14 protein-coding genes are annotated in these 13,215 nt (G+C 55.3%); 3 read left to right on the forward strand and 11 right to left on the reverse strand.

Annotated features, from left to right (window positions below):
- Positions 1 to 76 precede the first annotated feature (76 nt).
- The 6 genes from artJ to NMC31_RS01740 all read right to left on the reverse strand — a co-directional run bounded on the left by artJ (position 77) and on the right by NMC31_RS01740 (position 4,739).
- The gene (gene artJ, locus NMC31_RS01715) at positions 77 to 808 is read right to left on the reverse strand and encodes an arginine ABC transporter substrate-binding protein ArtJ (RefSeq protein WP_253896737.1); all 732 of its coding nucleotides are present in this window, start codon (positions 806 to 808) and stop codon (positions 77 to 79) included.
- A 181-nt stretch (positions 809 to 989) separates the two neighbouring features.
- Complete coding sequence (gene artM / locus NMC31_RS01720; protein WP_149461469.1) at positions 990 to 1,658, reverse strand: arginine ABC transporter permease ArtM; 669 nt, start codon at positions 1,656 to 1,658, stop codon at positions 990 to 992.
- Positions 1,658 to 2,374 (reverse strand): arginine ABC transporter permease ArtQ, encoded by a 717-nt coding sequence (gene artQ / locus NMC31_RS01725; RefSeq protein WP_149461470.1) that lies wholly within the window; start codon positions 2,372 to 2,374, stop codon positions 1,658 to 1,660. Before artQ ends, artM begins: the two co-directional genes overlap by 1 nt.
- A 6-nt stretch (positions 2,375 to 2,380) precedes the next feature.
- Positions 2,381 to 3,112 (reverse strand): arginine ABC transporter substrate-binding protein ArtI, encoded by a 732-nt coding sequence (artI, locus tag NMC31_RS01730; protein WP_149461471.1) that lies wholly within the window; start codon positions 3,110 to 3,112, stop codon positions 2,381 to 2,383.
- A 20-nt stretch (positions 3,113 to 3,132) separates the two neighbouring features.
- Positions 3,133 to 3,861 (reverse strand): arginine ABC transporter ATP-binding protein ArtP, encoded by a 729-nt coding sequence (gene artP, locus NMC31_RS01735; protein ID WP_149461472.1) that lies wholly within the window; start codon positions 3,859 to 3,861, stop codon positions 3,133 to 3,135.
- A gap of 362 nt (positions 3,862 to 4,223) precedes the next feature.
- Positions 4,224 to 4,739: a lipoprotein gene (locus NMC31_RS01740; RefSeq protein WP_149461473.1), complete on the reverse strand. Its 516-nt coding sequence runs from the start codon at positions 4,737 to 4,739 to the stop codon at positions 4,224 to 4,226.
- A gap of 306 nt (positions 4,740 to 5,045) precedes the next feature.
- On the opposite strand from NMC31_RS01740, the gene NMC31_RS01745 reads away from it, so the two are divergent.
- Together NMC31_RS01745 and NMC31_RS01750 are read left to right on the forward strand one after the other, a co-directional pair.
- Positions 5,046 to 5,369 (forward strand): heavy metal-binding domain-containing protein, encoded by a 324-nt coding sequence (locus NMC31_RS01745; RefSeq protein ID WP_108474624.1) that lies wholly within the window; start codon positions 5,046 to 5,048, stop codon positions 5,367 to 5,369.
- Positions 5,366 to 6,196, forward strand: a complete 831-nt coding sequence (locus NMC31_RS01750; protein ID WP_253896738.1) for an N-acetylmuramoyl-L-alanine amidase — start codon at positions 5,366 to 5,368, stop codon at positions 6,194 to 6,196. The genes NMC31_RS01745 and NMC31_RS01750 overlap by 4 nt, the downstream gene beginning before the upstream one ends.
- 88 nt (positions 6,197 to 6,284) lie before the next feature.
- Here the strand turns inward: NMC31_RS01750 and NMC31_RS01755 are convergent, their stop codons facing one another.
- The 4 genes from NMC31_RS01755 to poxB form a co-directional block, all read right to left on the reverse strand.
- Entirely contained in the window at positions 6,285 to 7,298 is a 1,014-nt protein-coding gene (locus NMC31_RS01755) for a 3-beta-hydroxysteroid dehydrogenase (RefSeq protein ID WP_253896739.1), read from the reverse strand.
- 85 nt (positions 7,299 to 7,383) lie between these two features.
- A complete protein-coding gene (locus NMC31_RS01760; protein WP_253896740.1) occupies positions 7,384 to 8,826 on the reverse strand; it encodes an SDR family oxidoreductase in 1,443 nt (480 codons plus the stop codon).
- Between the two features lie 10 nt (positions 8,827 to 8,836).
- Positions 8,837 to 9,838, reverse strand: coding sequence for a low-specificity L-threonine aldolase (gene ltaE, locus NMC31_RS01765; protein WP_253896741.1), 1,002 nt, complete (start codon positions 9,836 to 9,838; stop codon positions 8,837 to 8,839).
- Positions 9,839 to 9,874: 36 nt separating this feature from the next.
- Positions 9,875 to 11,593: a ubiquinone-dependent pyruvate dehydrogenase gene (poxB, locus tag NMC31_RS01770; RefSeq protein WP_253896742.1), complete on the reverse strand. Its 1,719-nt coding sequence runs from the start codon at positions 11,591 to 11,593 to the stop codon at positions 9,875 to 9,877.
- A 137-nt stretch (positions 11,594 to 11,730) separates the two neighbouring features.
- Here poxB and NMC31_RS01775 point away from each other — a divergent pair, with 137 nt between their 5' ends.
- Positions 11,731 to 12,165, forward strand: a complete 435-nt coding sequence (locus NMC31_RS01775) for a DoxX family protein (RefSeq protein WP_253896743.1) — start codon at positions 11,731 to 11,733, stop codon at positions 12,163 to 12,165.
- Positions 12,166 to 12,239: 74 nt separating this feature from the next.
- Here NMC31_RS01775 and hcr read toward each other — a convergent pair whose 3' ends face one another.
- Positions 12,240 to 13,208, reverse strand: coding sequence for an NADH oxidoreductase (gene hcr / locus NMC31_RS01780; protein WP_253896744.1), 969 nt, complete (start codon positions 13,206 to 13,208; stop codon positions 12,240 to 12,242).
- Positions 13,209 to 13,215: the final 7 nt, after the last annotated feature.

Genomic DNA, 13,215 nt, shown 5'->3' on the forward strand with positions numbered 1-13,215 from the left:
CGTTGTCTTATTCAGCCTACGGATGTGAATCCTTTGTAGGCCGGATAGGGCGCAGCCGCCATCCGGCGAAGAGCGATTACTCAGGGAACCACTGATTGCTGATTTTCTGATAGGTGCCATCAGCTTTAATCGCTTTCAGCGCGCCGTTCAGTTTTTCCAGCAGGGCTTTGTTATCCGGACGAACCGCGATGCCCAGACCAGTGCCGAAGTATTGCGGATCGGTCACTTTCTCGGTCGCCGCGCCCAATTGCGGGTTAGTTTTCAGCCACTCGTTCACCACCGCGGTATCACCAAATACGCCATCAATACGGCCATTTTTCAGGTCGATAATCGCGTTCTGGTAGCTGTCATAGGCCACGGTTTTCACTTCCGGATGTTTATCCATCAGGTATTTCTGGTGGGTGGTGCCGTTTTCCATCCCGATGCGTTTGCCTTTCAGGTCAGTGAAGGTTTTATAGGTATCTTTCTTCGCGATCACCAGCGCGGAGTTGGCATAGTACGGTTCGGTGAACGCCACCTGCTTGCTACGTTCCGGCGTGATATCCATACCGGAAATCACGGCGTCATATTTTTTGAATTTCAGCGCCGGGATCAGGCTATCAAACGCGTGGTTAGTGAAGGTGCACTCTGCCTGCATCTGTTTGCACAACGCTTTCGCCAGATCGATATCAAAGCCGACAATCTGATTGCTGGCATCCATCGACTCAAACGGTGGGTAGGTTGCGGAAACGCCAAAGTTGATTTTATCTGCGGCGCTGGCGCCAGCGGCGAAGGTGGCGAGTAATGCGGCCAGAACAAACTTTTTCATCGGTAAGGCTCCCGTCTGTCAAAATTAAAAGATGCTGCCCTGCGTGTGGCATGAATACATCCTGCCTGTTTTTGAATTTATATTCAATAAAAATGATTTTTTATTTTATTGAATATAAAAAAAAGCGGACAACTTAGAAGGTTGCCCGCTCTGTGATTGTGCCTTTATGCAATCAGCGTCATCAGTTTCTGCGCTCAAACACCAGCGCTTTTCGCTCAATCAGACGCATCAGCAACGTCAACAGACCGTTAACGATAAGATAGACTACGCCTGCCGCGCCAAAGACCATCACGTCGTAGGTGCGACCATACAGCAACTGCCCATGGCCCATCACTTCCATCAGCGTGATGGTGTAGGCCAGAGAGGTACTTTTGAAGACCAGCACCACTTCGTTTGAGTAGGAAGACAAGGCACGTTTCAGCGCGTACGGCAGCAGAATCGCCAGCGTATCTTTCTTGCTCATTCCCAGCGCGCTACAGGATTGCCACTGCCCATCAGGAATGGCGCGAATCGCCCCGTAGAACAATTGAGTGGTATACGCGGCACTGTTCAGCGAGAGGGCGATTAACGCGCACAGCCACGGTTCAGAGAGCAAATGCCACAGGCCCGGATAATCCTGCAACGACGGGAACTGGCCCGGGCCGTAGTAAATCAGGAAGATTTGCACCAGCAGCGGTGTGCCGGTAAACAGGGTGATATAACCGCGCACAATCCAGACCAGCACCGGCGTTTTCAGCGTCAGAACGATGGTGAAAATCAGCGACAGGATCAGCGCAACGGCAATAGACGCCACGGTTAGCGTCAGGCTGGTGTGCAGCCCTTTCATCAGTTCCGGTAAATACTCGAGCATCAGCCTGGTCTCCGTTCGAAGCGAGTGGTACGCAGGTCAATGCGTTTGAGGATGTACTGGCTGAGCAGGGTGATCACCAGGTAAATCGCCGCTGCGACGATGTACCAGGTAAACGGCTCCTGCGTACGCGTGGCGATACTTTTGGTTTGCAGCATTAAATCGTTCACGCTAATCAGCGACACCAGCGCGGTATCCTTCAGCAGCACCAGCCACTGGTTACCGAGCCCCGGCAGCGCATGACGCCACATTTGCGGCATCACCAGACGGAAGAAAATCGCCGCTTTCGACAGGCCCAGCGCCTGGCCAGATTCCCATTGGCCAATTGGCACCGCTTTCAGCGCGCCGCGCAGGGTTTGCGAGGCATAGGCAGCATAAAGCAGCGACAGCGCAATCACGCCGCACAGGAACGGGCTAACGTCGAAGTTTTCGATCTGCATCTGTACCGGAATTTGCACCACGCCAAGGTTAAGCGTGAAGCCGTCCGACAGCATCAGCAGCAGCTGTGAGGAACCGAAATAGATAAACAGGACCACCAGAATTTCCGGCAGCCCACGCAAAATGGTCACGATAGCGGAGCCCGCCCACGCGACAGGGCGCCATTTTGCTGACTCCCATACCGCGAAGAACATCGCCAGCGCCAGCCCAATGACCAGAGCACAAACGGCAAGGCCGACGGTCATCCCGGCGGCGCTTGCTAATGGAAAAAATTCGTTCATCAGATCTTACTTCTGGAACCATTTGCTGTAGATGGTTTGATAAGTGCCATCTTTTTTCACTTTTTCCAGGGCTGCGTTGAATTTCTGCTGCAGCTCGGTGTTGCCCTGACGAACCGCGATGCCAAGACCGGTGCCGAAGTAGTCTTTATCCGTCACTTTGTCGCCGATGGCGGCCAGTTTGGCGTTGGCTTTCAGCCATTCGTTCACCACGGCTGAGTCACCGAAGACTGCATCGATACGACCGTTTTGCAGGTCCAGCTTCGCATTCTGATAGCTGTCGTACGGTACGGTGGTGATTTCCGGATGTTTATCCATGATGAATTTCTGGTGAGTGGTGCCATTCTGCACACCCACTTTCTTGCCTTTCAGCGCATCAATGCTGGCGACTTTACCCTGCTGGCCGATGAACAGCGCCGAGTTGTCGTAATACGGAGTGGTGAAGAGCACCTGTTTTTCACGCTCAGGCGTGATGTCCATCCCTGCCATCACCGCGTCTACGCGGCGGAATTTCAGGCTTGGGATCAGGCTGTCGAAGGACTGGTTAGAGAAGGTGCAGGTGGCATCAATCTCTTTACACAGCGCATTCGCCAGGTCGACGTCAAAACCAACAATCTTGTTGTTGGCATCCATCGATTCGAACGGAGGATAGGACGCTTCGGTTGCGAAACGGATGGTCTGAGCGGCGCCAGCAGAAAGGCTTACGCTTGCGAGCAGTGCGGCAATCAGTACTTTTTTCATGGTCATTGTCCCGGGTCTCTTCAGTGAGAAAGGTAATTCTTAAACGCTTCAGTCTGTGGCTGGGTGAAGCAGCTGTTATCGCCCTGTTCAACGATATAGCCGTTTTCCATGTACACCACGCGGCTGGCGGTTTTACGCGCCACTTCCACTTCGTGGGTGACGATCACCTGAGTAATGTTGGTTTCCGCCAGTTCGCGAATGATGCTGACGATCTGGGCGGTGATTTCCGGGTCAAGAGCCGCGGTCGGTTCATCAAACAGCAGAACCTGCGGTTCCATCATCAGCGCGCGGGCAATCGCCACACGCTGTTGCTGACCACCCGAAAGGTGCAGCGGATAACGATCGCTGTAGGGCTTCAGGCGTAAACGCTCGAGCAGTTTCTCGGCGCGCGCCATCGCGTTTTCTTTGCTCAGGCCCAGCACGCGGCAGGGCGCTTCAATCAGATTTTGCACCACGGTGAGGTGTGGCCAGAGGTTGTACTGCTGGAACACCATGCCGACGTTCTGGCGCAGTTCGCGAATGGCTTTATCCGACGGTGCTTTGGCGAAATCAAAGTGATTACCGGCGATGCTCAGCGTCCCGGAGCGCGGCATCTCAAGGAGATTCAGCACGCGCAGCAGCGAGCTCTTACCCGCGCCGCTTGGCCCCAACAGTACCAGGGTTTCACCCTGCGGGCACTCAAGCGTGATGTCGAACAGCGCCTGATGCGCGCCGTAGAAGCAGTTAATGCCGTTTAATTTAATGCTCATCGATACTCGTCAAGATGCGTTAGCTGTAGGTACTTACCCTGAACGTCCGTTCAGCGGCTCACTCAGTTGCTGCGGTATCCGGAGGCTTAGACAGAATAACCTTCTGTTCAACCCGGCTTTGCCCGCTCATCATGTAATGAAAATGTTGCTAAATTCTCGAAGGTTTTCAGCAATTGAGGCCGCAAATAGTACCTTTGACAGAATAGTTATGCAATATTTGTGCGTTAAAACTTAAATATAAACCAGCGTTACACTTAAAGTTAGCACAAAATGTTGGGTGGGCGAGGCGGAAGGCGGAAATGTCGGCATTCCTCACGGAATGCCAGACAATTTACCCATGACAGGGGAATAGCGGGGAAGACTTAACGTTTTTCAAGCGACTGGCGCAGCGTTCCGGCTGGCGCGTGGACGCTGCCGCCAAGGTAACGCACATCATCAACCGCCCAGCACTGGCCTTCGCGGATCATCAGCACTTCGTCCTGCCAGCTTTGCGTACCCTGCTTGAGAGTCACACGCAGCGGAATATTTCGTGCATCCGTATTTGGGATTGTGGACGCACTGGCGACACTGGCGCTATCGGCAGGCGTTGTGCGGCTGGAGAACGGATCGGACTGCAACAGCGCACTGTGGCTGGCGTCGCTGCGGCTGTCATTCAGCACTTTTGCCAGATCGTCGCTCAGGTAAGGGCGCAGTGCCGCAAGGTCATTATTACGGTGCTGAATGCGATAATCGTAAAACTTTTGTGCCACGGCGTCCGGCCCGCCTTCCACGCAGGGCCCGCTTCGTGTACCAATATCTTTAAAGGCTGGCGTCACGGTGGTACAGGCGCTCAGCAGCATGACGCCAGGGAGAAGGAGTGCAAGAGTGGAGTAGCGCATAATTTTTCCTTTTAAGCAGCTCAACACATCCTCCTTCAAACGTGTCGTTTGTGCGATGCAGTCTGAAGGATTTGTGTATACGATTATGATGTTTACACTAAATCCTTCAAGTTACATCAAGGCGGCAAGGGAGTGAATCCCCGGGAGCTTACATGAGTAAGTGACCGGGGTGAACGACTGCAGCCAACGCAGAGGTAGCTTGAAGGATGACGTGTATAATCCCTTTCCAAGCATAGCGCATCGGTCCGATAATGGGAGAGGACAGTTTGCGCTAAGGCATTGAACGTTAAAAGAAGGAGTACAACGATGCAATTCTCAACCACCCCGACGCTGGAAGGCCAGACCATTGTGGAATATTGCGGCGTGGTCACCGGTGAGGCGATTCTCGGGGCCAATATCTTCCGCGATTTCTTCGCCGGTATTCGTGACATTGTGGGCGGTCGTTCCGGTGCCTATGAAAAAGAGCTGCGTAAAGCGCGTGAAATCGCTTTTCAGGAACTGGGCGAGCAGGCAAAAGCGCTGGGGGCTGATGCCGTTGTTGGTATCGACATCGATTATGAAACCGTCGGCAAAGACAGCAGCATGCTGATGGTGAGCGTCAGCGGCACGGCGGTGAAAACGCGCCGATGAAACGCTTCCTGACGCTGGCTTTACTCGCGGGGCTTTTAGTGGGCTGCGCGGGCGAAAAGGGCGTAATAGATAAAACCGGGTATCAGCTTGATACCCGCCATCCGGCGCAGGCCGCGTATCCACGCGTAAAAGTGCTGGTGATTCACTACACAGCGGACGATTTTGACGTCTCGCTGGCGACACTCACGGACAAACATGTCAGCTCGCATTATCTCATCCCCGATGTGCCGCCAATCCACAACGGCAAACCGCGCATCTGGCAATTAGTGCCGGAAGATAAACTGGCCTGGCATGCCGGGATCAGCTTCTGGCGAGGGGCGACGCGGATTAACGACACTTCGGTGGGGATTGAGCTTGAGAACCGCGGCTGGCAGAAAACAGCGGGTGTGAAGCATTTTGCGCCATTCTCACCTTCTCAAATTGATGCGCTGATCCCGCTGGCAAAAGATATTATCGCCCGATACGACATCCAGCCGCAAAACGTGGTGGCGCATACCGATATTGCCCCGCAGCGCAAAGATGATCCCGGCCCGCTCTTCCCGTGGCAGCAGCTTGCCGCGCAGGGCATTGGTGCCTGGCCGGACGCACATCGGGTCGCGTTTTACCTGAACGGACGCTCGCCGTATCAGTCTGTTGATACTGCCGGGTTGCTCGATCTGTTGTCACGCTACGGTTACGACGTGACGCCGGATATGACGCCCGCGCAGCAGAAAAGGGTGATTATGGCCTTCCAGATGCACTTCCGCCCGACGCTGTGGAATGGCGTGGCGGATGCGCAAACTCAGGCGATAGCGGAAGCATTGCTGGAGAAATATGGGCAGGGGTGATGGTTTTTGCCGGGGGCGCTGCGCTTGCCCGGCCGACATTAACTGCTCGTTGTAGGCCCGATAAGCAAAGCGCCATCGGGCATTTTCACTAGCGGTGCAGCTTCCCGTGATCTTCCAGCCACGCGGCGGTGCGCACGATACCGTCGTCCAGCGTAACAATCGGCGCATAACCCAGCTCTTCTTTCGCGCGGGTGATATCCAGCGTGAAATCAAAGTTCAGTTTCGAAACGCCATAATGGGTGAGAGCCGGCTCTTTAGCGGATTTATTGCCAAAGCGTTCCATGCTGCGCGCCACCATATCCAGCATCGGGTAGGGTACGGAACGGATCCGGCACTTGATATCCAGCTCGTCAATTAAACGCTCGACAATGCTGCGCAGGGTGCGCGGTTCATCGTTGGTGATGTTATACGCGCGGCCAGAAGGCAGGCCGTCGCACTGCGGCTGGCTGGCCAGCCACATGGCATGCACCACGTTTTCGTAATAAGTCATATCGACCATCGCATGGCCGCCGCGCGGCAGCAGCACGCTGCCGTAGTGGTGCATCATTTGCGCCAGACGCGGGATAAACACTTTATCGTGCGGCCCAAAAATGCTTTGCGGACGCAGAATGGTAAAGCGCGTATTTGGGTTAGCCTGCGCCAGCAGTTGCACGACTTCTTCACCTGCTGCCTTGCTGCGGGCAAATTCGCAGGCAAAACGGTGCGGACGAAAATCTTCTTTGATATCGCGATGGTGGTGATAATCGAAATAGAGCGACGGAGAGGAGATATGAATAAAGTTGCGCACGCCCCAGGCCACGGCCCATTCGCCCAGACGGCGCGTGGCGCGCACGTTTGCGAGATCAAACGCTTCCTGGGTTCCCCACGGAGAAGTAAAGCTGGAGCAGTGCCACAGCGTATCGACACCGGCGAGCATCACTTTCGCCTGAGAAGAGACCAGTTCCGTTAAATCGGCGTGGACGAACTCCGCACCCATTTTCTCCAGCAGTTTGCCCATCGCCTCATTGCGACCGCTCGCTCTGACGCTGATGCCCTTGTTGCGCAAATACTCGACGGCATTTCTGCCGAGCCCGCTGGTCGCGCCGGTAACCAGTACCTTCATATCGATCCACTGTGTAAAAAGAATTTCGTGCGCATTTTTCCGTGAATTTCACTCTCATGCAATGGGAAACTAAGAAGAAATGAGCTTATGCCTCTTTTTTGCCCGTGATTTCTTCTGCAAGCCTGGCAATTCGCCGCGCCATACCGCGAAAAATGAACAGATGCGCGGGGATCATTAACAGCCAGTAGAGTAATCCTGGCATACCGTGTGGATGCCACCAGGCGCGAACGTCAAGTTCACGATGGTCGCCTTTATCCACCAGTGTAAAACTGAGTCGCCCCAAACCCGGTGCTTTCATACCGAACAGCAGTGACAATTGTTTCTCCGGCTCGACGATAATCACTTTCCAGCTATCGACGCTATCGCCTGTTTTCAGCCGTGCGTGCGCCGGGCGGCCTTTTGCCAGTTTATGCCCTACCAGCAAATCCATCGCAGCACGCGTTTTCCACAGAATATTGCCAAAGAAATAGCCTTCGCGACCGCCCAGCCGATTCACCACTTGCCACAATGCCGCCAGGCTTGCCAGGGTTTTAACCGTATAACCTGCCTGTTTGGCAAAATAGCCGTATTCGGGCCGCCAGCGGGCAAACGCGTGTTCGTCGTAGCCCCAATCGCTGGAGTTCACCAGCTTCTTTTCTTCTTCCAGCGTCTGGCGTACGGCTTCATCAAACGTTATCAATTTCTGCGGGATCAACGCACGCAGTTCGCGATCGTCGGCCAGAAGATCGTGCTTTAAACCCTGGATCAGCGCTTTCGCAATTGTCGGCGGCACAGAGGTGATCACATTTAAGAACCACACCGAGATCCAGCTTGTCGGAAAAGGTATGGGAATTAAGGGGCGATGACGCCCGCTTACCGCCATAAAGCGCTCAAACTGTTGCTGATAGGTCAGCTCTTCCGGGCCAGCCGCTTCTAAGACGCGATTCTCTGAGGCTGGATGCTCCAGCAACCCCGCCAGATACACCAGCAGGTTCTCCAGTGCAATCGGCGTTGTGCGCGAACGCACCCAGCGCGGCGGTGTCAGTACGAGCAGGTTGTAAACCATATCGCGCATCACTTCGAAAGCGGCAGAGCCCGCGCCGACGATGATCCCCGCGCGCAGTTCAGTCAGCGGAATGCCCGCTTCACGCAGAATATCCCCGGTGGCCTGACGGGCGCGCAGGTGCTCAGATTGTTCATGCGCGGGAGCCTGTAATGAGCTTAAAAAGATGATCTGTTTAACCGGAACCTGGCGTAGCGCATCGCGCACATTGAGCGCCACCTGGCGTTCATGGGCGAGAAAATCGCGGCTCTCACCCATGCCGTGTACCAGGTAATAGAGCGTATCCACGCCCTCAAGCAGGGCGGGAAGGGAAACCGGCCATTCAAGATCGAGCGAGTGACAGGTCACGCCGGGAAGCTGCTGCTTTTCCAGACGTTCGATATGCCGCGCCGCCGCCCCCACGGTGTACCCGCGCGCGCTCAGTTCCGCCACCAGATGCTGGCCGATATACCCACTTGCACCGAGGACTAAAACGGTTTGCGGCACGTCATTCTCCTTATTTAGCTAAAAACGCTTTCCAGTGGCTGACGACGTCGCTGAGCTGCTCGCGGCTGACGTCCAGATGCGTCACCAGACGCACTACCGGCGAGGCGTTGATCAGCACATCACGTTCAAGCATATACGCACCCAGCGCCGCTGCCTGCGCGTCACCCACGCGGACAAACAGCATATTGGTGTCGTGACGCGTTACGTCCGCGCCGATCTCACGCAGTTGTGTTGCCAGCCAGGCGGCGTTGTCATGATCGTCCTGCAAACGCGCGACGTTATTTTTCAGTGCATAAAGCCCGGCGGCGGCCAGAATCCCGGCCTGACGCATTCCGCCGCCGGTCATTTTACGCCAGCGCATCGCACGCTTGATATAGTCGTGATTGCCGACCAGCAAGGAGCCGACAGGCGTGCCGAGACCTTTCGAGAGACAAATAGTGAACGAATCGCAATACTGCGCAATTTCTTTCAGTTCACAGCCGTATTCCACCACGGCGTTGAAAATGCGCGCGCCATCGACGTGCAGCCCCAGCTTGCGCTCGCGGGTGAATTCCCACGCCTGGCGCAGATAATCTCGCGGTAACACTTTACCGTTATGCGTGTTTTCAATGCTCAGCAGTTTGGTGCGAGCAAAATGGATATCATAGGCTTTAATTTTCGCTGCGACTTTATCGAGCGGCAGGGTGCCGTCGGCAGCGGCGTCAATTGGCTGCGGCTGAATACTGCCCAGCACTGCCGCGCCGCCGGCTTCATACAGATAATTATGCGCACCCTGACCGACGATATACTCCTCGCCGCGTTCGCAGTGGCTGAGGAGCGCCACCAGATTCGCCTGGGTGCCCGTGGGTAAAAAGAGGGCGGCGTCCTTTCCGGCAAGATCGGCAGCGTAGCGCTGGAGTTCATTGACGGTAGGATCGTCGCCATAAACATCATCCCCAACCGGGGCGGCCATCATCTCTTCGAGCATGGCACGGCTCGGCCGGGTAACGGTATCACTGCGTAAATCGATCATGACATTTCCTTGTAACTGAGGAGAATGTCGATAGTTTTACCTGAGCCAGTTGGTTTTCGCCAGCTCCATCACTTCATCGCCGCGTCCGTTAATAATGGCGCGCAGCATATAGAGGCTGAAGCCTTTGGCCTGCTCCAGTTTAATCTGCGGCGGCATGGCCAGCTCTTCTTTAGCGACCACCACATCGACCAGTACCGGTCCGTCGATGCTGAACGCTTTCTGAATCGCTTCATCGACATCAGCCGATTTTTCCACGCGGATCCCTGAAATACCGCAGGCTTCGGCGATACGGGCGAAGTTAGTGTCGTGCAGCTCGGTGCCGTCGGTGAGGTAACCGCCCGCTTTCATTTCCATCGCCACAAAGCCGAGAACGCTGTTATTAAAGACGAAAATTTTCACCGGCAGTTTCATCTGCACCACGGAGAGGAAATCGCCCATCAGCATGCTGAAGCCGCCGTCGCCGCACATTGCCACCACCTGGCGACCGGGGTGAGTCGCCTGTGCGCCCAGCGCCTGCGGCATGGCGTTTGCCATCGAGCCGTGGTTAAACGAACCAATCAGGCGGCGTTTGCCGTTCATCTTCAGATAACGCGCGGCCCAGACGGTGGGGGTGCCAACATCGCAGGTGAAGATGGCATCATCGGCAGCGAAATGGCTGATTTGTTGCGCCAGATATTGCGGGTGAATCGCTTTATCGCTGGGTTTGGCAAGGTCATCGAGCCCTTTGCGCGCGTCGCGATAGTGCTCCAGCGCTTTATCGAGGAATCGACGATCGGTTTTCTCTTCCAGTTTCGGCAGCAGGGCGCGAAGCGTCGATTTGATATCACCGACCAGTGCCATATCAACCTTACTGTGCGCGCCAATGCTGGCGGGGTTAATATCAATCTGGATGATTTTGGCATCTGTTGGGTAGAACGGACGATACGGGAATTGTGTGCCGAGGAGGATCAGCGTGTCAGCGTTCATCATGGCGTGGAAGCCTGATGAAAAGCCAATCAGCCCGGTCATGCCCACATCGTAAGGGTTGTCGTACTCGACGTGCTCTTTACCGCGCAGGGCGTGAACAATCGGTGCTTTCAGTTTGGCCGCGAATTCGACCAACTCTTTATGCGCCCCGGCACAGCCGCTGCCGCACAGGAAGGCGATGTTGCTGGAGTAGCGCAGCAGTTGCGCCAGTTTATCAAGTTCTTCTTCGGCGGGCGTCACAACCGGAAGCGGAGCGTGGTACCAGTGGCTGCTGGCGCTTTCCGGCGCGGCCTTCAGCGCCACATCGCCTGGAAGCACAACCACCGATACGCCGCGATTGAGCACGGCTTTGCGCATGGCAATGGCCAGTACCTGAGGAATTTGGTCGGGTGACGAAACCAGTTCGCAGTAGTGGCTACATTCGCGGAACAACTCCTGGGGGTGCGTTTCCTGGAAATAGCCGCTGCCGATTTCGCTCGACGGAATATGAGCGGCTATTGCCAGCACCGGCACGTGGTTGCGGTGGCAATCAAACAAGCCGTTGATTAAATGCAGGTTGCCTGGCCCGCATGACCCCGCGCAGACGGCAAGTTCGCCGGTAAGCTGCGCTTCTGCGCCGGCGGCAAAGGCGGCGACCTCTTCGTGACGTGTGGGCATCCAGTCGATAGTCCCCATTCTGTTGAGACTGTCACTTAGCCCGTTCAGGGAATCCCCGGTTACTCCCCAAATCCGTTTCACTCCCGCTTGTTCAAGTGTTTTAGCAATAAAAGCGGCAACCGTTTGTTTCATGGTTTTCCATCTCCTTAATTGTGATACCGGTTACAAGTTTAGATGAAGATAATGATTATGCTTCCGGCCGCAGCGGCTTCTCCTCACTACAAACGAGGATAAGACGTATAACAGGGAAGAATAAGGAGAAAGTTCAGATGGTTGCGACGGTGCAAGGATCGTTTAATCGGATGTTATCCCATGAGGATTTTGGCAAGCTGTTGTTACGCCTCGCTGTAGGCGGATTGATGCTGTTTCATGGCCTGCATAAGTTGTTTGCGGGCATCGACGGTATTAGCGCAATGCTGGTAGCGAAAGGATTTCCGGGGTTTATTGCTTACGGCGTTTTAGTCGGTGAGGTTGTTGCGCCCGTTTTGATTATCCTCGGCGTTCTGACGCGTCTTTCCGCTTTGGTGCTGGCATTTACCATGGTTGTTGCCTGGCTGATGGTGGCAATGGGGAAAACTTTTGCGCTGGACGCTGTGGGGGCATGGGCGATTGAAAGCATCGTCTATTACTTTATCGGTGGGATGGCGATAGCGTTCTTGGGCGCAGGGAAATACGCCCTGGCAAAAGGGTCTGCCTGGCAGTAAGGCATTGTTGCGAACACTAAAAAAACGGCCACCGTTTCCGATGGCCGTATCTGTTTCTGTACTGCAAGCCAGCCTTACGCCAGGACTAAATCACCCTGCGGATGGCAGGAGCACGCCAGCACGTAGCCGTCGGCGATTTCCTGCTCGCTCAGCGTCATGGTGCTGGTCACGGTGTAATTACCCGATACCACTTTGGTTTTGCAGCAGCCGCACACGCCTGCGCGGCAAGCGGCCTGTACCGGCACGTTGTTGCTTTCCATCGCCTCCAGAAGCGTCGTACCCACCGGGCCGTAAAACGTCTGCGCCGGTTGCAGTTTGGTGAACTTCAGACCGCTGTTAACGGCGTCCGCCACCGGCGCAAAGAATTTCTCTTTAAAGAAACGAGTCACGCCGAGCGCTTTCACCTCTTTCTCCACCATGTCCATGTACGGCGCGGGGCCGCAGGTCATCACGGTGCGGGAAGCGATATCTGGCACGCTTTGCAGCAGTTCGCGGCTCAAACGGCCAGAGACAAAACCGTGAGTGGCGTTGTTCTCTGCAACCAGGGTGACCGGATAGTTGCGCCATTCGTCTGCGAAAATCACATCCTGCGGTGAGCGAATGTTGAAAATCACCTGCACGTCGGCCTGCGGGCGATATTTTGCCAACCAGCGACGCATCGACATAATCGGCGTCACCCCGCAACCGGCTGCCAGCAGCAGGAAACGGTCGTTCGGCTCATTGTCACAGGTAAACTCACCCATCGCCTCAGACAGCCAGATGTAATCGCCGCGTTTAACATCGCGGGTCAACCACTGGGAGCCTGCGCCATCGTCGATACGACGAACGGTCAGCGTAATGTATTCGCTCACGCCCGGCGTCGATGAGAGGGTATACGCGCGCAGGGTATCGGCAGAGTTACGCACGCTCACCAGCGCATGCTGACCTGGGCGATACGGATAGTAGTCATGGCACAGCAGTGACAGCGTCCACACATCCGGTGTTTCCTGGTGGATGTGGTGTACCTGCATCCGCCACGGACATTGAGGGGTTGGCATCGTCATTATTTAC

This window comes from Pseudocitrobacter vendiensis (assembly GCF_943590815.1).
GTDB lineage: Bacteria > Pseudomonadota > Gammaproteobacteria > Enterobacterales > Enterobacteriaceae > Pseudocitrobacter > Pseudocitrobacter vendiensis.

Excerpts from the sequence above, each read along its gene's own strand:
- artJ (WP_253896737.1), bottom strand. The coding sequence starts at position 808 with ATGAAAAAGTTTGTTCTGGCCGCATTACTCGCCACCTTCGCCGCTGGC.
- artM (WP_149461469.1), bottom strand. The coding sequence starts at position 1,658 with ATGCTCGAGTATTTACCGGAACTGATGAAAGGGCTGCACACCAGCCTG.
- artQ (WP_149461470.1), bottom strand. The coding sequence starts at position 2,374 with ATGAACGAATTTTTTCCATTAGCAAGCGCCGCCGGGATGACCGTCGGC.
- artI (WP_149461471.1), bottom strand. The coding sequence starts at position 3,112 with ATGAAAAAAGTACTGATTGCCGCACTGCTCGCAAGCGTAAGCCTTTCT.
- artP (WP_149461472.1), bottom strand. The coding sequence starts at position 3,861 with ATGAGCATTAAATTAAACGGCATTAACTGCTTCTACGGCGCGCATCAG.
- NMC31_RS01740 (WP_149461473.1), bottom strand. The coding sequence starts at position 4,739 with ATGCGCTACTCCACTCTTGCACTCCTTCTCCCTGGCGTCATGCTGCTG.
- NMC31_RS01745 (WP_108474624.1), top strand. The coding sequence starts at position 5,046 with ATGCAATTCTCAACCACCCCGACGCTGGAAGGCCAGACCATTGTGGAA.
- NMC31_RS01750 (WP_253896738.1), top strand. The coding sequence starts at position 5,366 with ATGAAACGCTTCCTGACGCTGGCTTTACTCGCGGGGCTTTTAGTGGGC.
- NMC31_RS01755 (WP_253896739.1), bottom strand. The coding sequence starts at position 7,298 with ATGAAGGTACTGGTTACCGGCGCGACCAGCGGGCTCGGCAGAAATGCC.
- ltaE (WP_253896741.1), bottom strand. The coding sequence starts at position 9,838 with ATGATCGATTTACGCAGTGATACCGTTACCCGGCCGAGCCGTGCCATG.
- poxB (WP_253896742.1), bottom strand. The coding sequence starts at position 11,593 with ATGAAACAAACGGTTGCCGCTTTTATTGCTAAAACACTTGAACAAGCG.
- NMC31_RS01775 (WP_253896743.1), top strand. The coding sequence starts at position 11,731 with ATGGTTGCGACGGTGCAAGGATCGTTTAATCGGATGTTATCCCATGAG.
- hcr (WP_253896744.1), bottom strand. The coding sequence starts at position 13,208 with ATGACGATGCCAACCCCTCAATGTCCGTGGCGGATGCAGGTACACCAC.